Annotated in this window: 16 protein-coding genes and 1 pseudogene; 4 read left to right on the top strand and 13 right to left on the bottom strand. The window is 53.9% G+C overall.

What is annotated here, in order from left to right; genetic code table 11:
* Positions 1 to 195 precede the first annotated feature (195 nt).
* The 13 genes from ACYVBJ_RS15825 to ACYVBJ_RS15765 form a co-directional block, all read right to left on the bottom strand.
* Positions 196 to 1167 (bottom strand): alpha/beta hydrolase-fold protein, encoded by a 972-nt coding sequence (locus ACYVBJ_RS15825; protein WP_460983280.1) that lies wholly within the window; start codon positions 1165 to 1167, stop codon positions 196 to 198.
* A gap of 393 nt (positions 1168 to 1560) precedes the next feature.
* Positions 1561 to 1947, bottom strand: coding sequence for a DUF983 domain-containing protein (locus ACYVBJ_RS15820; protein WP_460983279.1), 387 nt, complete (start codon positions 1945 to 1947; stop codon positions 1561 to 1563).
* A 104-nt stretch (positions 1948 to 2051) separates the two neighbouring features.
* A complete protein-coding gene (locus ACYVBJ_RS15815; RefSeq protein WP_460983278.1) occupies positions 2052 to 2726 on the bottom strand; it encodes a carboxymuconolactone decarboxylase family protein in 675 nt (224 codons plus the stop codon).
* Positions 2727 to 2801: 75 nt separating this feature from the next.
* Complete coding sequence (locus ACYVBJ_RS15810; RefSeq protein WP_460983277.1) at positions 2802 to 3392, bottom strand: DapH/DapD/GlmU-related protein; 591 nt, start codon at positions 3390 to 3392, stop codon at positions 2802 to 2804.
* A 101-nt stretch (positions 3393 to 3493) separates the two neighbouring features.
* Complete coding sequence (locus ACYVBJ_RS15805; RefSeq protein WP_460983276.1) at positions 3494 to 3811, bottom strand: cupin domain-containing protein; 318 nt, start codon at positions 3809 to 3811, stop codon at positions 3494 to 3496.
* A gap of 65 nt (positions 3812 to 3876) precedes the next feature.
* Positions 3877 to 4365: a (R)-mandelonitrile lyase gene (locus ACYVBJ_RS15800; RefSeq protein ID WP_460983275.1), complete on the bottom strand. Its 489-nt coding sequence runs from the start codon at positions 4363 to 4365 to the stop codon at positions 3877 to 3879.
* Between the two features lie 74 nt (positions 4366 to 4439).
* Positions 4440 to 6647: an aldehyde oxidoreductase molybdenum-binding subunit PaoC gene (gene paoC / locus ACYVBJ_RS15795; RefSeq protein WP_460983274.1), complete on the bottom strand. Its 2208-nt coding sequence runs from the start codon at positions 6645 to 6647 to the stop codon at positions 4440 to 4442.
* Between the two features lies 1 nt (position 6648).
* Complete coding sequence (locus ACYVBJ_RS15790; RefSeq protein WP_460983273.1) at positions 6649 to 7599, bottom strand: FAD binding domain-containing protein; 951 nt, start codon at positions 7597 to 7599, stop codon at positions 6649 to 6651.
* 14 nt (positions 7600 to 7613) lie between these two features.
* The gene (gene paoA, locus ACYVBJ_RS15785; RefSeq protein ID WP_460983272.1) at positions 7614 to 8255 is read right to left on the bottom strand and encodes an aldehyde dehydrogenase iron-sulfur subunit PaoA; all 642 of its coding nucleotides are present in this window, start codon (positions 8253 to 8255) and stop codon (positions 7614 to 7616) included.
* Between the two features lie 91 nt (positions 8256 to 8346).
* Positions 8347 to 8793 (bottom strand): nuclear transport factor 2 family protein, encoded by a 447-nt coding sequence (locus ACYVBJ_RS15780; protein WP_460983271.1) that lies wholly within the window; start codon positions 8791 to 8793, stop codon positions 8347 to 8349.
* Positions 8794 to 8821: 28 nt separating this feature from the next.
* Positions 8822 to 9853, bottom strand: a complete 1032-nt coding sequence (locus ACYVBJ_RS15775; protein WP_460983270.1) for an aldo/keto reductase — start codon at positions 9851 to 9853, stop codon at positions 8822 to 8824.
* 11 nt (positions 9854 to 9864) lie between these two features.
* Positions 9865 to 10692, bottom strand: coding sequence for a carboxymuconolactone decarboxylase family protein (locus ACYVBJ_RS15770; RefSeq protein ID WP_460983269.1), 828 nt, complete (start codon positions 10690 to 10692; stop codon positions 9865 to 9867).
* A gap of 35 nt (positions 10693 to 10727) precedes the next feature.
* On the bottom strand, positions 10728 to 11624 hold the full coding sequence (locus ACYVBJ_RS15765) for a helix-turn-helix domain-containing protein (RefSeq protein ID WP_460983268.1): 897 nt from the start codon (positions 11622 to 11624) through the stop codon (positions 10728 to 10730).
* A 214-nt stretch (positions 11625 to 11838) separates the two neighbouring features.
* Between ACYVBJ_RS15765 and ACYVBJ_RS15760 the strand changes: the two genes are divergently transcribed.
* From ACYVBJ_RS15760 to ACYVBJ_RS15745, 4 genes and pseudogenes are all read left to right on the top strand, one after another.
* Positions 11839 to 12771 (top strand): MBL fold metallo-hydrolase, encoded by a 933-nt coding sequence (locus ACYVBJ_RS15760; protein ID WP_460983267.1) that lies wholly within the window; start codon positions 11839 to 11841, stop codon positions 12769 to 12771.
* A 92-nt stretch (positions 12772 to 12863) separates the two neighbouring features.
* Positions 12864 to 13250: pseudogene (locus ACYVBJ_RS15755) on the top strand (DUF2255 family protein).
* A 1077-nt stretch (positions 13251 to 14327) separates the two neighbouring features.
* A complete protein-coding gene (locus ACYVBJ_RS15750; RefSeq protein WP_460983266.1) occupies positions 14328 to 15206 on the top strand; it encodes a helix-turn-helix domain-containing protein in 879 nt (292 codons plus the stop codon).
* A 206-nt stretch (positions 15207 to 15412) separates the two neighbouring features.
* Entirely contained in the window at positions 15413 to 20401 is a 4989-nt protein-coding gene (locus ACYVBJ_RS15745) for an immunoglobulin domain-containing protein (protein ID WP_460983265.1), read from the top strand.
* The last annotated feature ends 8 nt before the right edge of the window (positions 20402 to 20409 follow it).

The following is a 20409-nucleotide window of genomic DNA, read 5'->3' as shown; positions in this document are numbered from 1 at the left end:
GTAAGCCGTTAAGAAGTTTTAACAAATTAGTGACTGCTGCGGGCATGCGTGTCCTCTTTCTCGATTCTTCTCAACCCAACGGCAGCATAAAGGCAGATGGATAAACTCGTTCGTCTCACGCGGGAGGGTTTTATGAGAATTTGTACCTGTTGGTTTCATTCATACCGTAACATTCCCACCAGTATCGGTCACGGTTCACTTGAATGCTTGTTGAACAAACTCCGTCAGGTATTTGCGCCAGTTGGACCAGGTGTGGCCACCGTCTGTTTCGTTAAATTTATAGCGCATGCCCATAGCGTCCAGCCTCTTTCGAAAGTCTTGAATTCCCGCTAACAGAACAGGAAAATCACTTTTCCCCACGACCATCCAGTACAATTTGTAACCGTTTATCTTTTGCTTCAGCAGTTTCTCGTCCAGATGCTGATAGGTCGGTGACTCAGGATACTCTTCAGGCTTGTTATTAAATGCGGGGGAGAATAAACCTATGTAATCGAAGGTGTTGGGGTAGTTTTGGGAAATGTAGGCCGTATGATAACCACCCATCGATAGACCGGCAATGGCACGATTGGCTTTAGTAGCTTTTATCCGGTAATTACTTTCTATGAATGTTATAATGTCCTCAAAGGTCGCTTCAAATTTGCCATCCATCGTTTGAGGAAGCGCGAAACTTGGCTTGACAAAACCCTCATTGCCTTCACCGGGAGCGGCTTGCTGGGCTACGTTGCCATTAGGCATGACTACAATCATGGGCTTGGCTTTCCCCTGAGCAATCAGGTTATCTAAAATTTGGGAGGCCCTGCCCAGGCCCATCCAGGCTTCTTCATCACCACCAATGCCATGCAGTAAGTACAACACTGGGTAGCTGGCCTGGCTTGTTTCATAACCCGGAGGGGTGTAGACGGTCAGTCGTCGTTCTTTCTTATTGCCCGACGAGTTATACCACCGACGGCTAACCGTTCCATGAGGCACTTGGGCCACTTTGTAAAGATCGGCGTACGGATTCCCTTCGAGTAGGAAAGCATTCGATACATTAGCAACGTCACGGATGACGTGGGCATTGTTGGGGTCAATGGTTCGCACCCCATCAACGGAGTAGGAATAGGTATAAAGATCAGGCGACAAAACGTCCGTGGTATAAGTCCAGATGCCATCTTTTCCTTTAGTCATAGCTACGGCAGGACGAGTAGTTCCTTCGCTACTCATCCAGCTACCAGAAAGAGTGACGGTAGCAGAATTCAGTGCACTAATTCTAAACGTAACCGAATGATTTAGATGAACGTCTGGCGAAATGATCGGTAGTTCCTTAGTAAGCGCCTGTTGCGCCTGGATTGATCCGGCCGTAAGACAAAGCAATACAATTAGTGGCGTCAATTTTTCCATGATGAACCGGATTAAACGGAAAGGGGAACGTAAAGGTTACTTGTGTGGGTATAATATGCACCTAAGTCAGTTGTTGACTACTGCCCCAGTAGCCCGGCTTGCCATTGAGAGACCGTCAGGTCGGACCGAACACCGGAGCGTAAATAAGATCGCTGCTTACAACTCATTATCCGTAAACTTTTACGGATAATGAGTTTCCTTTTGTGGGTCAAACGATATAAAGAAATTAATCCAGGTCAGTCGAGCCAGACGGTACACAACAGGAGTAAGCAGAATGATCAAGCTGATTAACCCCCCAAGTGTGTAAGACATTGCCAGAGACAGCAATCCCTCTGAAAACAAAAAACTACTGACGATAAGGGCTGTGTAATACGCGTAGCTGACGTACATTGCCCCCGTGTAATAACCCGGTTCTTTCTCGAAACGCTCTCCGCAACAAGGGCATTGAGCGTTCATCGCATCGAACCGCTTGAGCTTGTAAGGATTATCAATCTCGAAAAACCGCCCTTTCTGGCAACGCGGGCATTTATTGAATAGGATGCTATACAATTTTGTTCCTTTAAACATTGGCTTGACGAGCACCGCTACTCCTGTACGATACAGCTATAGCCCTCCACGGATGCGTTAAGCTAGTTCCGTATACTACAAGAGGAGTCCTCAAGTTTTTGATCTCACTTTTGCCGAACCTCCATTAGTTTGGACAGTATAGCCCGGTCAGTGTCAGCCTGTTGCTTGCCGACGGCTGATTCAACGAGTGTAATGAGCTGATGAAGCTGCTCTTCGGTAATCCCCACGTTCATTCCCATGCCCATATGAGCCTGCAATTGCGATTCCACGCCACTCAGGCTGGCGAGCGTCGAAATAGTAGCCAGTTCGCGCTGCGTGTAGGTCAGCACGTCCCGGCTGAAAATGTCGGCAAACAGGTGCTCTTTCAGAAACGTGTCAATGGCGGGCGCGAAGGCATTTGGACCGCTTCTGGGGCCGTTGGCCGGCTTGCCCGTCAGTGTTTTCAAAGTTTTTTGGCCAACTTCATATTTGTCAGCCGTGTTATCGATGGGCGAAGCTTCGTTGCCGACCGGGTCGTTTTTCCCGGCCGCAGTCCGTTCGTCGACGACGGCCATAAAGGCAGTTATGCCGTTCAGGCTTCGGGGAAAGCCACAGTATGCATACAGGTGTACGAGTACTTCCTTGATTTCATTAATTGTAAGACCCGCGTCGAGTCCAGCGTTCAGTGCTTGCTTAAGCCCGGCTATATCACCGATCGCCGTCAGGGCCGAGATGGTTACAATACATTGTTGTTGATCGTCCAGCAACGGCTGGGCAGATGGATTATGTGGGGTATTCATAGGGTAGCGTTTATTGGAAATTTGATTGTTAATGGATGGAGCGAAAGCAATGCCTTGGTAGGTAGGTGTACTGGATTACAAAGTTTTGACAACGGTGGCTGGCACCCCGGCCACCACCGTATTGTCGGGTACATCTTTCGTGACCACCGCACCGGCTGCCACCACGGCGTTTTCCCCAACCGTTACGCCGGGCAGGATGGTCGCTGCGGCTCCGATCCAAGCATTGCGCTTGATGACGATCGAGCCGAGTAAGAGGGATTGTCGTTCAGTGGGGTCTAGTGGATGATTCTCCGTAATCAAATTGACTTTTGGGCCGATCTGTACATTATCTTCCAGGGTGATTCCCCCCATATCCAGAAAGGAACAGGCGTGGTTGATAAACACATTTTTGCCCAGCCGGATAAAGCGGCCGAAATTGGTGTAAAACGGCGCAAAGATGCGCGTGGCAGGATCAATCGGCTGACCAATCAACTCACCCAGGCGTTCCCGCGTCTGCTCGACACCAGTGGTGGACGCGTTTAGTTCGGTAGCTAATCGGAGCGTACGCTCAACGATCTCCCCGACCTTTACGAACTCAGGATCATCCAGCCGAATGATGCCTCCGGCCTGCATGCGGGCGAAGATGTCGTTTTCATTAGCTGGTAATTCAGTTGTTGCTTTATTCATCTCTTTTGTAGCTGTTATAGTCCTCATCCGTTACCGGCTCCAGCCAATCACCCGCGCCCAGTTGTGCATTTGGGCCGATGGCAATATGCGTAAAAGAGCTGTCAGGCGTTGCGCCGTGCCAATGGATAACACCGGACTTGCACAACATCACCTTTACAGAGTAACTGGATGGGTTGGCCCCGCTCCTGGTAATAGCCTTCGCCGTCGGTGCAAAGCAGGAGTTGTCCCCCTTTGTGGCTGTGCCATCGGACCGCCGAGCCGTTATTGCGGCAACCCGGCTCAAAAACGACGTTGGCGAGTGTCGAGTTAAAGGCTGAATGCTGGGGAACCAGCATTTTCACGTAAGCCATGCCGACGAAATACTCGGCGGGTGCTTTGTCGCCCCGTGGGAAGATGGACTGATTGTCGGTGGTGTTCATACCGTTTGTTTAGTAGATGTGATCGTTCTGTTGACGCACAACCTGATTTTTTTGAGGCCAATCCCTTAGTTTTTGTGGTTATTGTATTCCTGGTCTGTAACGGGTTGTTTCCAGATCACGACGCCTTTCTCCGTGTTTGGGTTAATGGCAATGTGGGTCATAATGGTGCCGGGCGATGCGCCGTGCCAGTGCGTAATGTCGGGTTGGCATTTGATGACGTCGCCTTTGTGCAGCCGTTGAATGGGTTTCCCCTGTTCCTGATACAACCCTTCGCCATCGGTTACCAGCAGAAGCTGACCCGCCTGGTGCGAATGCCAGTTGGTGCGGGCACCGGGTTCAAACAAAACACTACCCACGGAGGTGGTGTAAGTCGAATCGGGGGCAACCAATAGGTGCACCCATACAGTGCCGGTAAAATTATTGGCCGGTCCCCGGTTACCTTTCGGGAAAATAGGGCCAGACTCGGTGACGGCTTGCTGGCCATAACTAGGTATCGCCAGGACAACCAGCAGGAGAACAGGAAATAGAACCTGCAAATGATTTCTTATCAACATAGTTAGGAATAAAATGGCTTGGCGCGTTGCGCGTTGATGGCCGTGCGACGAGTAGAAGACTACCTGGTTTCATCTCAGTTAATTCGGAGTTTACCAATCAGCTTGTCTAGGGTGACGGGATAATCGCGAACCCGGACACCGGTTGCATTGTAGACCGCGTTAGCCACGGCGGCCGCGACACCCACCAGCCCCAACTCGCCGATGCCTTTGGCTTTCATGGGCGACATAGTGGGGTCGCTGTCTTCGAGCAAGATGACGTCCTGGTGAGGGATGTCGGCGTGAACCGGCACTTCGTAACCCGCCAGGTCGTGGTTGACAAAAAAACCGACCTGCTTATCCACCACTAATTCTTCCATCAGGGCTGCGCCTACGCCCATTGTCATAGCCCCGATCACCTGACTACGGGCCGTTTTAGGATTCAGTATCCGGCCCGCCTGACAAACGGCCAGCATCCGCCGAACCCGGATCTCGCCGGTGTACGCATTCACGCCCACTTCCACAAAATGTGCCCCGAAGGTGTCCTGCGCGTATTGTTTGGACAGCTCACCATAGCTCATCTCGTCCTGCACCACCAGGTCGGCGGATTTAGCGGCATCGGTCAGCGGGAAAGTCCGGTTACCGGCCCGGACCTGCCCGTTGGCAAATTCCGCTTCGTCGGCCTTCACGCCCAGCGCGGTGGCGACGGCTTCGCGCAATTTGACGCAGGCGGCATACACGCCCGACGTGGCGGAGGCCGCCCCCCACTGTCCACCCGAACCCGGCGATTCGGGGAAGGTCGAATCACCCAGCTTGACGACCACCTTGTCCAGGCCGACGCCCATCATCTCGGCCGCCGTTTGGGCAATGATGGTGTAGCTACCCGTGCCAATATCAGTCATGTCGGTTTCGACCGTCACGATACCCTGCCGGTTCAGCCGGACGCGGGCGGCCGACTTCATGACGGGAGCGCCCCGGATGGCCGAGGCCACGCCCAAGCCGATCAGCCACTGGCCGTCCCGAATGATGCCGGGTTTGGCCTGCCGCTTGTTCCAGCCAAAGCGTTCGGCTCCCGTTTGCAGACACTCGACCAGTTTGCGGGTCGAAAAGGGACGTTCCGGCTTCTCGGGATCGACCTGGATATCGTTTTTGATGCGCAGGGCCACCGGGTCCATGTTTAGTTTCTCGGCTAGTTCATCCATCGCGATTTCCAGGGCCATCATGCCGGTGGCTTCGCCTGGCGCGCGCATGGCGTTTCCCTCGGCCAGGTCCAGCACGGCCAGCCGCAGCTGCGTGAACCGGTTGGGGCCTGCGTACAGCAGCCGGGTTGAGGCCGTGGCCGATTCGGGTCGCCCCCCGGGCAGATTGCCCGACCAGTTTTCGTGCCCGATGGCCGTAATCGTCCCGTCCGGCGTAGCGCCGATGCGGATGCGCTGGATAGTGGCCGGGCGGTGCGTCGTGTTGTTGAACATCAGGGGGCGGGGCAGGGTCACCTTCACCGGTCGGCCAGCGGCCTTAGCGGCCAGCGAAGCAGCAATGATGTCGGAGAGCACCGTACCTTTCCCCCCGAACCCGCCACCGATGTAGGGGGTTATGAGCCGGATGTTTTCTTTGGGAATCCCCAGGATCACCGCCACATCGCGCACCCCCCAGTTCATTTGCTGGATGGAACACCAGCAGGTTAGTTTGTCTCCTTCCCAGTGAGCGATGGTAGCGTGAGGCTCCATCATGGCGTGCGACTGGTCGGGAGTCGAATAGGTCTCGTCCAGTTTGATGGGAGCCGCAGCAAACGCGCCTTCAAAATCGCCTACGTTCGTCTGGGGCGGTGGACCGAACTCGCCCTTTTTAGGAACGGGGGCGGACGCTTTTTGCGCTTTCAGATCAAAAGACCCTTTGGTTTTAGTGTAGCTCACTTTCAGCAGACCAGCCGCAGCGCGGGCCTGCTCGAAGGTTTCAGCCACCACCACCGCCACGGCCTGGTGGTAATGGTCGACGTCAGGACCCGCCAGTAGCCGATCGACGTAGAACTTACCGGGGGGCAGCGAACCCACCGTGGCCGCCGTCACGATGGCCAGTACACCGGGCGCGGCTTTGGCCTTCGTCTGGTCGATAGCTTTGATGCGCCCTTTAGCAATGGCGGCTCCTACGATGTACCCGTATGCGTGGTTGGTTACCGCGTCATTATTCTCGTAGGCATATTTGGCCGTTCCTGTTGTTTTGAGCGGCCCTTCAATACGGTCGGTCGGCTGACCGATTACGCGGAGTTTATCGGTTGGATTGGCTCCGGCTGGGGTGTCGAATTTCATATCAGTGGCGGGCTTGGTGTAAAATAGATTCCAGGGTAGCTTCCACCAGGGCCAGCTTGAACTCGTTTTCGCTGGTAGGCCGGGCTCCTTTCAGCAATTGCGTGGTAAACGCCTTCGCCCCCGAGGGCAGTAGTTTTTCGGCGGCTTCCACGCGCCAGGGGCGGGGGGCAATGCCCCCCACGGCCACCTGACCCGTGCCGTCTTTTTGAATAATTGCCCCGACCGATACCAGCGCAAAGGCGTAGGAAGCCCGGTCGCGTACTTTGTGATAGATATGTATCCCGCCCACGGGTGGGGGCAAAATGACCGCCGTAATTAGCTCGCTCTTCTCCAGGTTCGTTTCAATATGCGGGGTCTGTCCCGGCAGGCGGTAGAACTGGGCCAGGGGAATGGTACGAGTTCTACCGGTTGTCTGTATGGTTTCCACCGTGGCATCGAGGGCCTGCATAGCCACGGCCATGTCACCGGGGTAGGTCGCGATGCAGGCCGTACTGGTGCCGATGATGCCCAGTTGTCGACTGAACCCGGCAATTGCCGCACAGCCACTACCAGGTACGCGCTTGTTACAGGCCTGGTTGGTGTCGTAAAAATATGGACAACGGGTACGCTGCAACAGATTACCGGCGGTGGTGGCTTTGTTGCGCAGTTGCCCCGAAGCCCCCGCCAGGATAGCCCGGGCCAGTAGTCCGTAATCCCGGCGAACGGTTGGGTGATCCGCCAGATCGGTGTTGGTCACTAGCGCCCCGATCCGTAGCCCACCGGCGGGTGTTGGTTCGATTTTATCAAGGCCCACCTTACTGATGTCGATCAGATGCATGGGCGCTTCGATTTCTAGCTTCATCAAATCCAGCAGGTTGGTACCCCCGGCCAGAAACTTGGCTCCCGGTGTGCGGGCCGCAGCAGCGGCTGCCTGGGCGGGCGTATTAGTGCGTTCGTAGGTGAATGTTTTCATAAGACCATGTTGTGTTAGGCTGTTTTCTCGGCTACTTCGCGCATGGCCTCGGCGATATTCGAGTAGGCCCCACACCGGCAAATATTGCCGCTCATCCGTTCGCACAGTTCCGCATTGGTTGCCTGTGGCTTATCGGTCAGGCTAACGCTCACGTGGCTAGGAATTCCCGACTTGATTTCCTCCAGCACCGCTACCGCCGAGCAGATTTGCCCCGGTGTACAGTAGCCGCACTGATAGCCATCATGCTTGATGAAAGCGGCCTGCATGGGGTGTAGCTTGTCCGGCGTTCCCAAGCCCTCGATGGTAGTAATAGTATCCCCCTGGTGCTGAAGGGCCAGCGACAAACACGAATTGATGCGCCGACCGTTGACCAGTACCGTACAGGCCCCGCATTGGCCGTGGTCGCAGCCTTTTTTGGTGCCGGTGAACTGGAGATGTTCCCGCAGGGCGTCGAGCAGCGTGGTCCGTGTGTCCATTTCCAGTGTTTGGGACTTCCCATTTACGGTAAACGATACGTTGGCCAGTGACAGCGGAACGGTGTGCGGAGTAGCCGCCTGTACGCTGGTTACGCTTGACAGGGCCAGGGCCGTAACCGCGGCCGTTGTTGCCTTAATCATTTCCCGCCGGGTAATTGTCGACTCGTTCGATTCTTCCATCGTTTTAGCAGATTATGCAGTAGGCAAACACTCATTTTCGGGGTTGAGCAGCAAGCTCCCCACGGGCCCGATCAACTTTTTTGTGGATTTATCAGTTTCGACGAGGTTGGCTATTGGGAAAAAACCAGTGCTCAACCGCCTTACCGTTGACGTACCGAGTTACTTCCATACCCTCGATAACCATAGCCGGGTTGGCTCCGAGAAACCGCACCCAGTCCGATACGTATTCGTCGTCGGACAGTTGCCGTTTCAGCTCGACCTTGACGGTCTTCATTCGCGCGTGGAATCTTCTCACACCGGTTTTAAGACTGTCCAGCCCGGTGCGGTCGCCCGTGGCCGCGTGATTGACAAACGCGGGGTCAATGATTGCATCCAATTTATCGACGTCGCCTGATTCAAAGACACCGATCAGCACCTTATCGGATGCCAAGTTGCGCTTCCGCTGGCTGCTGGCCGGTCCATCGATAGGTTTGCTCGTATGGCACCCCATAAGGGCGAGGGCTAAGCCCGCTATTACTAGCTGATGGGTTAATCGCATCTTGACAGTTGACCAGGTTCGATACTACTTATAGACCGCTTTTCTTTTCCATCTCGGCGGGATAACGAGCCCCTTGAATCGGGATGGCCGAAGCCGCTTCGTGGATGGTAGCGAGATCATCGGCCGTCAGCGTTAGCTCAACGGCACCCAGGTTCTCTTCCAGCCGGTTTAGTTTGGTCGTACCTGGAATCGGAACGATCCACGGCTTTTGAGCCAGTAACCACGCCAGCGCAATCTGACCGGGGGTGGCCGCGGTTCCCCGCCGGGACATTCCGGTGGCCACCTTCTGCCCGGCAATCTCGCCCAGCCGATCAACCAGCCGCCCGTTAGCCTGGCGGTTTTCGACTGAAAACCGGGGGACGGTGTTGCGAAAATCCGTTTTGTCAAACTGCGTGTTTTCGTCAATTTTACCCGTTAGAAACCCCTTGCCCAATGGACTGAAGGGCACAAAGCCAATGCCCAATTCTTCCAGTGTAGGGATGAGCTCTTTTTCCGGTTCCCGGTACCACAGCGAATACTCATTTTGCAGGGCCGTTAGGGGCTGAACCGCATGGGCTCGCCGAATGGTCCCGACTCCCGCTTCGGAGAGTCCCCAATGCTTCACTTTCCCGGCTTTCATCAACTCCTTCACGGCACCAGCCACCTCTTCGATGGGTACCGCTGGATCGACCCGGTGCTGATAATACAGGTCGATGGCATCAACGCGCAGGCGCTTCAGTGATCCTTCTACCACGTGCTTAATGTGTTCCGGTCGACTGTTCAGGGCGTTCCATCGCGCGTTGGCCTCAGCTTCACTAGCCGGTGCCCAGCCGAACTTGGTGGCAATCGCGACCTGGCCGCGGAACGGGGCCAGGGCCTCGCCCAGCAGTTCTTCATTCTGGTAAGGGCCGTAGACCTCGGCGGTGTCGAAGAACGTGACACCCCGCTCAACAGCCGCCCGCAGCAGGGCAATCATCTGAGCTTTGTCTTTAGGCGGGCCATAGGACCAGCTCATGCCCATACAGCCCAGCCCCAGCGCGGACACGCTCAGGCCATTTTGTCCAAGTGTTCTTGTTTGCATACCGTAGCTACTTAATCAATTTTGGCGTCTTTGAGTACGCTGATGGCATTAGAAATCCGGGGGAAGCCAATGTAGGGGTAGAGCTGTACCAAGGCGGCCAGCAGCGTTTCTTTGCTGTTGCCCGCTTTCAGATTGCCGACCGCATGGGAAGTCAGTTGCCGCTCGGTGCCACCTAAGGAGGCCAGTCCGCAGAAAATCATCAGTTCGCGGGTTTTTAGGTCTAGCCCCTCGCGGGTATAAAAATCACCAAAGCCTGACTCGGTCAGCATCCGGGGAATGGCCTCGGCAAATTCACCCGGCAGCACGCTCATAGCCTGTTTCATGGCTTCCCCGTAGAGGGGGGCCTGCTTCTGGCGTCCCCGCTCGAAGCGCTCGCTTTCCTTAACCGTGGCTTTATTCTCCAGGGGTAACTTGATGCCCCGACTGTCAAACACGTTGTTAATAACCTCTAGGGCATTGAGCACTTTAGGAAAGCCAATGAACGGAGCGCACTGGTAGACCACTTCCCGAATCTCAATAGGCGTAACCCCAACATTGAGGGCGGCATTGGTGTGCGGAGTTAGTTGCGGCAGGGTCTGGTTGGTGGTTAAGGCCGTGATGGTGATAAGCTCCCGCGTTTTATCATCCAGGCTGCCAATGTAAAAGACTTCGCCGAAGATGAACCGTTGCAGAATGGTCATCAGCTCGGGATCGGTTTTGCTGGGCGTGATGGGCTGACCGAAGAGTTTTTCATACTTAATCTTGGCCCGCTCAATTCGATCCTGGGATGGCTTACTGGGTGTCTGCCCCAACAGGGGCAGTGATAGGAGTAGGCCCAATGGCAACAGCAAGTGTCTCATAGGTTGGCTTGGTTTACAGAATTGATGACCACTGGTTAATTCAATAGCCGATAGTCGTTGGGGGATTGTCCCACATGCTGCTTAAAGAGCCGGGTAAAATGCGGTGGATACTTAAACCCCAAGTCATAGGCCACCTCGCTGATCGACTTACTACGGTCAATCACCTTGTTTTTTGCTACTTCGATCACTTTCGCCTGAATATATTCCTGGGCCGACTGACCGGTTTCTTTCTTGACGAGCTCGCCAAAATAATTGGCGGATAAGTGCAACGCATCCGCGCAGTAACCGACCGTCGGCAAGCCTAGCGTCTGGGGCTTATCAGCCTCGAAATAGGTATCCAGCAAGGACTCGAAGCGGACCAGCAGGTCTTTATTCAAGTGTTCGCGCGTAATGAACTGCCGGTCGTAGAAGCGGACGCAGTAGTTCAGTAGCAATTCAATCGTACTGGCAATCAATGTACGGCTGTGCTTGTCAATAGGCAGCGACAACTCGTACTGAATTTTGGCTAGGCAATCCAAAATGATCTGCCGTTCCCGGTTCGAAAGGTGCAGGGCTTCGTTGGTGTCGTAGCCGAAAAATGGATAGTCTTTGATATGCTGACCCAGCGGCAGCCCACGGATCAGATCGGGGTGAAAGGCCAACGCCCATCCATTGGGTTGCAGGGTTTCTTCGTTCTCATCAAAGCCAAACACCTGCCCCGGCGCAATGAACAGCATCGTTTCATCCTGATAGTCGTATCGGTTACGCCCGTAATACAGCGGTGAACAGTGCGCATCTTTCAGAAAAATAATGTACAGCTCCGACAGGTGGCGAAAGGGCTGAATGGGGGTGGATTTGGCCTGATCCAGCACGCTAACCAGCGGGTGTTGGGTTTGCTGGCCACGCTGGGCGTTGAACTGAGCAACGCTTTCCATTTTTTTGATCTTATCCATTGACTTTCGAGTCCATTGACTCAAAAGTAACAGCAGGCCGACGGGAGTGTTCGCCCGGCGACCGGAATCGGTAATTATGGTAAGTAAAACCGGAATCTGTATAAGTGCCTGTGTGAAAAATAAGAGGACTTTTGTCTTCTCGATTTCCCGTACCACTTTGCCTACAAGGGGGTTATAGGTGAAGAGCAAGAATTAAAACCAATACGTATAACCGATGAAGGATGCACAAAAGTGGGTATCAGTCCTAGTGGCCGGTATTCTTCTAACGATCAACGCGCAGGCACAAACGGCGGCTGACACCACTAAAAAAGCAGCCAAAAAATACCAGGCCGGGCCACGACAGGCTCGCGCGCCGAAAACACAGCCCTTCGGGGCCAGCGCGTTTGACGTGTCCAAGCAAACCACGATCCGTTGGCTGGGCTTTGCCGGCTTTTTTGTCAATAGCCGGGGCACTACGTTTATGGTCGACCCGGTACTGGAAGGCTTCGATATGCCGGTGCTGATCGACTTTCCTATTGCCCCTAAAGCGGTGCCCAGACTGGATGCCGTGCTAGTCAGCCATGCGGATAATGACCACTTCAGCGTGCCAACCAATCAGGATCTAAAAGGGGTGACCAAAGCCTACCATTCCACCATCTACGTCGATTCGCTGATGCAGACTATGAGCTTGCCCGCCCACGGTCACAACATTGGCGATACGTTCAAGTTTGGTCCGGTGCAGGTAAAGCTTACTCCGGCCGATCACGCCTATCAGAATGCTTATCCAGGCATGAGCAAACGTCGGTTTAAGAACGAGGACGCCTGCGGCTTCTGGATCGAAACGCCGGACGGGAATATTTGGGCTACAGGGGATTCCCGCCTGTTGCCGAGTCATTTGACTATGCCGACACCCGATGCCATTTTCTTCGACTTTTCCGATAGTGAATGGCACTTTACGTTTGAGGGGGCCGTAAAAATTGCGAATGCCTACCCGAACACTCCGCTGCTACTCTGTCACTGGGGATCGGTCGATTCTCCCGACTTCGCCCCCTTTAACGGTGACCCGGCCCGGCTGGCAAAAGCGATTGTCAATCCAGGCCGCATCAAGGTATTGGCACCAGGAGAGCCCTTTACGCTCAGCAAGTTGAAAAAAGCGGATAAGAAATAATCAACAGTAGTCTTCCAAGCCATTAAAAGTCTCCCCCCTATTTTCAAAATAGAAGGTGTTTTTTAAGGCTTGGGTTTTAAGCGTATACGAGCATGAATACAACGCCAGCCAACCAATGGCCTTTGGGTGAAGTAGAGAAAATCGCGGGTTCTGATGACCTGAAAATTTCGCCATTTCGCCGGGATGGCGTCACCTACGGCACGCCTACCTGGATTTGGAAAGTTGCCGTAGACGGAGAACTATACGTGCGGGCCTAAAACGGTTTAGCCTCCCGCTGGCATCAGGCGGCTGTTCAGCAGAAAGCGGGGCGCATCCAGGCGGCAGGTACAGTCAAACATGTGTCGTTCGAATCAGTCGATGGCCCCGTCAATGACCGGATTGACGATGCGTACCGGACAAAATACCAAGGTAGCCCTTATCTGGGCGCCATGATCAGCGAGCGAGCCAAGTCAGCAACCATCAAAATTGTACCTCAATAAAAGGCAGGTAACAAGTCTTTAAGAGTAATTAGAAAAGCAGCGTTTTTTGAGAATAAAGAAGGCGATACACTTGCAGCAATACCTCCGGCTTTGCTCGTTGATCCTGTCTCCAGCTTTCACTAAAGGGCATCAGCCGGGATGGCTCAAAAGTCTGTGTCTGCTTCAACCCACAATCAATAGCTCCTCCAAACCATTCCCCCTCAAAAGCCAAGAGGCCCTATGGGCTGGTTGTTTTCATGGGACCAGGTACTCACCGGGTTAACCCAGAACAGCAGAAGAAAGCGTCACCTGCATTGCGGGCAATCTTGCTTGAGCACGAATGGTGCCTAAGCCGTTTGTATGCTAGCAGCTACTCGGTGAAGGCTGTGCTGAAAAACAGTCGGTTTGGGTCCTCAAGCTAGAAGTTGAGACGGAATTAACAGGATTTGAGACGGAATTGACAGTCATCTTAGGGAAAGAATGTGACTTTTGGCCGGTTAAAGCGCTTATGTTTTCACTACCTTCTAATAGATAACTTATACAATTCACTTTCTAATAAAACCAACTTAGCGAAAACTATGTATGAGAAAATAGCATCCTTTGGTTAACTAATGGCATACTAGTTACGGTAAGACGACAGCCCAGATAGGCAATCCAGTTACCGCGATGAATTGGTCGACGGAATTGTCTACTTGGTTCCTGACTCCACTGCCCAACCCCTTCTCTTTTCTGGGTGGTTACTGGAAAGGGCTCCCTATGGAGAATCCGTATTTAGACAAAAGGTAAAAGAGCAGGATAAAGTAGATAGATGTAATACATCGGCACCACTACCCCGGGAACAGCTGCCACTAGCCAGGTGGGCTAATTCTGTAACAGCCACTAAGTGCGTTCGTAGCTCTTTCTTTATTTTAATAAACAAGTCGTCGTCAGGCGCAAGATGTAGCTCAGGAGCTTGTCCAGGGTTTTGTTGCGAGCTCCGCCCTCTGGTGGTGTCAATATTATATAAAGGCAGAAGCTAGCTAGGCCTGCTGCCAGCGAACCAGTGTCATTTTTTTGCTAAATACGATGACGGTTTCACCGAGTACCTTTTTTTCGCGCATGATTGAAGGGCAGGTATCAAGCCCATGCCCTCCCAACCAAGCGCATATCAACTACTCGACGAATTCGGCATTTTACCGCCGAAGCTCCTTGCAGGGCTACTCGTTGAAATTTGTGCTTTCGGGTGTGGAGCCATACCGAATCAATGGACAGCCGCGAATCGTACAGCCTAACCAATTCGTAGTCGTTAGTCACGGTAGTGAGGTAGAAGTTGAAATCGACAGCCGGACACCGGTGCATGGCGTCTGTGTGTTTCTGTCGACTCACCAGATAAAGGATGTCTGGCATACGCTGCAAACGGATACTGCCCTCCTGTTGGATAGGCCCACAAGTACCGATGTCTTGCCCGTTTTCTATGAGCAGGTATTTACGGCCGGGCGCGACCTGTTGGGCCAGCGTCTGGCTACGCTAGCCCGCCAAATTTCGACCCAGTCGCTGGCGATCGATGGGCTGACGGATGATTTGTTTTACGAATTTGCCCTCCACCTCTGTCAGCAGCAGCTGATTCACTGTCGGCACCTGGCCCGTTTAACTGCCCAGAAGCGAACAACCCGCGAAGAGGTATACCGACGGCTTCTGCTGGCCAGAGAGTATGTGCATGATACCCTGACCGAACCGACTCGGTTGAGCGATATGGCAGCCGTGGCCTGTCTGTCAGACTATCATTTTCTACGTTCCTTCAAAGCGGTATTCGGCGAATCCCCCTACCAGTATGTGCTTCGTCATAGACTGCAAAAAGCGGTCAACCTGCTTCAGTCCAGCTCTTTGTCGATAAGCGAAGTCGCTGCAGCCTGCGGATTCGACGAAGTACAGGCCTTCACCAAACTTTTTCGCAAGCAGCATGGGCTAGGCCCCATGCGTTTTCGACAGTTACTGTAATTATAGCAATTTTATACCACTGCCGCTGCGCTAATCGCTTTAGGTTTACGACCAGCTCGTAGGCTGTAGATTGGGATACTATTGACTGTGCCTCGGCCGCTCGCCGCGCGAGGAACCGCACAGTGGCCACCAAATTTCGAACGCGGCAGATTAATTATTTCTTGTCCTTCTTTTTCTGTTTCACCTGCTTTAAACAGCTCTGGCGTATGAATAAAATTTTTACCTTTTTAGGACTGCTTGTTCTTTGTATACTAGCTCTGTCAACGGCAACTGCCCAGACCTTTAACTATGCCAAACTTGCCGGAAGCTCCTTAGACGATCGGGCTGTAGCCATAGCAAAAGATCAGGCGGGTAATAGCTACGTAACGGGTTACTATCGAACCTCAATTGACTTTGGCGACGGGTTTATATTACCGGGTACGTCAAGCTCAAACGCGTTCATCTGCAAAATAAGCCCATCGGGCACAACGCTCTGGGCCAAACGAATTACCACCAATTCAGGCTCGAACCAGACTACGGCTATCGCCGTCGATAATGCCGGTAACGTCTACACAACGGGGTCTTACAGTGGCACAACCGACTTTAATCCTGATCAGAACGTAATAAATAGTTTGCCGACCACGGGTGGCAATGACATCTTTGTACTTAAGCTCAACACGGATGGTAATTATGTGTGGGTCAAAAGCTATGGAGGGGTCAGACAAGGGGGCGGAGGTACGACCCAAGAAGAAGGAAAAGCCATTGCTGTCGATGGAGCCGGAATGGGTATCTATGTTACCGGGAGCTTTACGGGGCCTTCTACGGGGACAGGAGTTATCAATTTCGGTACCGGTGAATTCAGGAATGCGGCACCTACAAACGACGTTTTCGTGCTTAAGCTGAACGCGGATGGGAGCACAAACTGGGCGGGGACGTTCGGCAATAGTGTCGTGGGAAGTGGCGAGGCGTCGTCGGGCATTGCCTTATCACCCGATGCCTCTTCGGTGTATTTGACGGGCTTTTTTCAGGGTACACTCGATTTTGATCTATCGCCCACTAGCACCGCCAATGTCACCTCCACTTCGCTGCAGGACGCGTTCATCCTGAAATTAAGCGCAGCTGGCGTTTACCAATGGGCAAAGGCAACAAGCGGCGCGTCTACGGCCTTTGTCTTACTTACGACGGGAAACGGGATTGCGGCTACTAATACTGGCGTGTATGCTACGGGGCACTTCAGAGGCACTTTAGACTTTGATCCCAATCCCTGTTCTGCAACCAACTTAACAAGTGCGGGTCTGTCCGATATCTATGTCTGGAAGCTGGATGCTTCGGGCAACTTCCGCTGGGCCAAACAGATTGGTGGGACCACCGATGACGCCTCAGGGAGCATTGCCCTTGACGCAAATGAAGGGGTTTATCTAACGGGCAGTTTTAGCGGGACCGCCGATTTGAACCCCGATCCGGCAGCGCAAACTAATTTTACGTCTATGTCCGGCAGTGCCGATGTGTTTGCCCTTAAGCTTAGCTCTACGGGGAGTTATTTAGCCGCCCTAAATTTTGGGGCCAAGAATTTTGATTATGGGAGTGGTATCGCCCCAGGAAGCTCTTCGGAAGCCACCGTAGTCGGTGCTTTTCAGCGACTTTCTACGGATTCAGGTCAATTGACCATCGATTTTGATCCTTCCCCCGCTACCAATTCACTACAAACCAAAGGGGACCGGGACGCGTTCATCGCCAGTTATACTGCGTTTCCGAATCCGTTACCACCCACCGTTATTACCGGCGAACCCGCTTCAAGTAGTACGATTTGTCCGGGGGGTGCGGTCAGCGTTTCGGTAACCGCTGAAGGGCCTGGTACCCTGACCTATCAATGGTACAAAACCAATTCGTCGTCCCCGGTAGCCGGTCAAACGACATCCACCTTATCGCTGAGCAGTGTAACCGTCGAGGATGCGGGTTGTTACTTTGTCATCGCTACCGGGTCTGGCGGCTCTGCTCAGTCCCGAAATTTCGTCTTGACCGTCGCATCCCCGACCATTAACTTAGTAAGCTCGGGAACGCTCACCTGCACGCAGACCAGCCTGACCCTGACGGCGGAGGGAGGCAATAACTACCGCTTCTCGGGGCCGGGTCTGGTGAGTTCGGACCCTCAATCAGGCACGGCGATCGTTAACGCATCAGGCCTTTACTCCGTCACCGCTACGGGTGCCAACGGCTGTTCAGCGGTTCAGACAACAACGGTGGCCAGTAACACGGCTCTGCCTGGAGATGTTACCTTAAATGCCAGTAGTATGCTCACCTGCGCGCAAGCGAGCGTCCAGTTACAGGCAGCCAGCACGACTCCCGGCGTAACGTTTGCCTTTTCGGGACCCGATGGCTTCACTCAGGCCAATGGAGCTACCGCCACGGTAACTCTACCCGGCATCTATAGTCTTACCGTGACGGGGAGCAACGGTTGCGTGACCAGCACCACCACCGAAGTGGTCAGCAACACCGTCTCACCCCAGGGTATTGATTTAAGCGTAAGCAACGTACTGACCTGCGCCCAGCCAACGGCGGTGCTCAGCGCCAGTAGCAGCACCGGTAACGTCAGCTTTGTCATTAGTGGTCCAACCAATCAACTCGTCAATGCTAGCAGCACCACCATCAGCCAGTCGGGTGCGTATACCCTGGTAGTCACCGGAGTCAACGGCTGTTCGGCCAGCCTAGTCACCCAGGTCACCCGTAACACGGCTGCTCCCGAAAACGTAACCTTACTAAACGATGGGCCGCTTACTTGTATCAAAACCAGCGTTCAGCTCGCCGCGAATGGTGGAATAGAGGGGAGCAGTTACCTGTTTAATGGCCCAGGCGTAACCAGCCAGACAGCTTCCTCCTCGATAGCGCTAGCAAATGTGGAAGGCCCTTACTCGGTGACGGTGACGAATCCAAATGGCTGTACCGCTGCCGCCACGATTCAGGTCTTGAGTAACACGACGGCTCCCCAGAACCTTAGCTTAACCAACGATGGTCCCCTAACCTGCGCCAAGACCTCGGTCAGTCTGACTGCTTCGAGCAGCACCACCGGCACACTGGGCTACACCTTTAGCGGGCCTGGTGTTACGAGCCAGACTGGAAGCTCCGTTGCTTCGGCCAATGAATCAGGCACTTACTTAGTGACCGTGATGGCTCCAAATGGCTGCACGGCTTCGGTGTCAGTGGTGGTAGAGGGCAACACCTCGGCACCCCAGAACGTAACGTTAGTGAATGACGGAGCAATCACCTGCGCTAAGCCAACCGTGTTACTTACCGCAGCCAGCAGCACCACCGGCTCATTAAGCTTTAGCTTCGCTGGTCCCTTTGCCCTCACCCAAGACGGAACCGCTAGCGCCACAGCTAACGGACCCGGTACCTACACGGTGACGGTAACTGGACCTAATGGTTGTACGGCTACGGCTACCACTACGGTGGAAAGTAACACCACGGCTCCTGAGGCTAACCTAGCCAGCTCGGGTACGGTCACCTGTGCTAACCCCACCGTGACGCTAACGGCTACGCCCGCCGACCAGAGCAGTTACGTCTTTTCCGGCCCCGGACTCAATCAGAGTGGTGCTTCTGCAACAGCTCTTATAACGGCAGGTGGTCTCTACTCCCTCACCGTTACATCGGCCAACGGCTGTTCAACGGTAGCCACCACCACGGTAGAAAGTAACACCACCGCTCCCCAGAACGTGAGCTTGACCAACAACGGGCCGCTGAGCTGCGCGCAAACTAGTGTCACCCTCAGTGTTACCAGTAGCACCACGGGTCCGCTAAGCTACAGCTATGCCGGACCAGGCGTTACGGGCCAGAATGGAGGCTCCATGGCGATGGCCACGGTAGAGGGTCTTTATTCCCTCACTGTGACTGGCGCGAATGGTTGCACGGCTACGGCTACTACAGAAGTCGCCAGTAACACGGTAGCTCCTGAGGCCAACCTGACCAGTTCGGCCACCATCACCTGTGCCAATCCCAGCGTGACCTTGACGGCCAAGCCCGCCCAGCAGAGCCGCTACACCTTCGCGGGTCCCTCTTCTTTCGCGCAGAGCGGTACCACTCCTACCGCTTCGGTGACCGCCAGCGGTACGTATTCGGTAACTGTAACGGGCGTTAATGGGTGTACCGCTACGGCCATAACGGAGGTATTTAGCAACACGGTAGCTCCCCAGAACGTCACGTTGAGCAGTAGCGGCACGCTGACCTGCTCCCAAACCAGTGTCAATCTACTTGCAGGCAGTACAACTGAAGGGGTCACCTATAGCGTTGCCGGACCGGAAGGCTTTAGCGCTAATGGGTCAACGGTGAGCGTCAGCCGACCGGGTACCTACTCGGTGACTGCAACAGGCACCAATGGGTGTGCGGCCGTGCAAACTACCACCGTAGCAGGCAACACCAGCGTATCTAGTATCACCTTGACCAATTCAGGTCCCTTATCCTTTACCAACGCCAGCGTAACTCTTACAGCTACCACTACCCCCAGCGATACCTATAGCTATAGCTTTAGCAATGGGGCCGCTCAGCAGGGTACCTCTAACACGGCTAGGGTAACTACGGCGGGGGTCTACTCGGTAACGGTAATCGGTAGCAACGGCTGTTCATCAATTGCGTCAACAACGGTAACAGGCGGCAGTAACCCCACTGTATGCAGAGGAGGTACAGCGGTGATTAGCGTTGCCGTGAGTGGCGCTCCGGTCAAGTACGAGTGGTTCAAGAATAGCCTGACCACACCCAAGCTCATGGAGACGCCCCAACTGTTCAGAGGAACAGCGACGAGTAGCCTGACCCTAATCAATGCTCAAACCAATACGCAAGGCAACTTCTATCTAAAAACGACCGATCAGGCGGGTACAGTGACCATTTACGGCCCCTATCGCTTGACGGTAGATGCGAGTTGTCGGGCCAGAGAAGTAGCCCAGCTAGAAACGCCTTTGCAAGTAGAGCTAGCCCCGAACCCGATTCAACAGGATCGACTTCGGGCAGTAGTGCGCGGTGTTCAGGGCCGTTCGTTACAAGTTGAGCTGGTAGACCTACTAGGTCATTCAGTACGGCAACAGCATTGGCCACAGGCAGACACTCAGCAGGTAATTGAGTGGGATATGCAACCCCAAAGTTCGGGAGTCTATCTCTTGCAGGTGATTAGCGGAGCAGACGCGGCTATCCCTGTTCAACGGCAGAGCGTGAAGGTAATCAAACCCTAACGTACTTA

The sequence above is a fragment of the Spirosoma fluminis genome (assembly GCF_054778895.1).
The sequence above is the reverse complement of the archived record's forward strand: the minus strand, read 5'-3'. Positions and strand labels throughout refer to the sequence as shown.